This window comes from Corallococcus sp. AB038B (assembly GCF_003668955.1).
GTDB classification, from domain to species: Bacteria; Myxococcota; Myxococcia; order Myxococcales; family Myxococcaceae; genus Corallococcus; species Corallococcus exiguus.
Genome location: NZ_RAWO01000277.1, coordinates 1 through 401 on the forward strand (window position 1 = coordinate 1; position 401 = coordinate 401).

Below are 401 nucleotides of genomic sequence, written 5' to 3' on the forward strand. Positions count from 1 at the left end.
CATGCCGAGCGCCAGGGACCTCCGCTCCGCGCGCTGCATTGGCTTCAGTGCGTTCGAGACGTGGGAGGCCGAGGGAGTGAAGTCTCGAATCGACCCGGTCCTGACCGTGAATGACCTCGAACTCGCGTGCGACGCGGCGATTGACGGGGTCGGCATCGCGCGCGTCCCCGCCATCCTTTGCCGGGATGCCGTCCGTGAGGGCCGGCTGAAGATTCTCTTCGGTCCCCGGCCCGCGATGTCACGGGCCATCCACGCCGTCTACCCGAGCCGGCTGAATCTCCCGGCCAAGGTCCGACTCTTCGTGGACGCCATGGCGACGCTGGCCGAGCCGACAGTGCCTCCGCACAAGGGCCCGCGTCGAAAACGCTCGTGATGGGCGACGTGACCCGTCCGGCGAGCGA

1 protein-coding gene is annotated in these 401 nt (G+C 68.6%); it reads left to right on the plus strand.

Annotation, left to right across the window (positions count from 1 at the left end; all coding sequences use genetic code 11):
• On the plus strand, positions 1–373 hold a 373-nt coding region (locus D7Y04_RS43270; protein ID WP_233601881.1), incomplete at its 5' end, for a LysR substrate-binding domain-containing protein.
• Between the last annotated feature and the right edge of the window lie 28 nt (positions 374–401).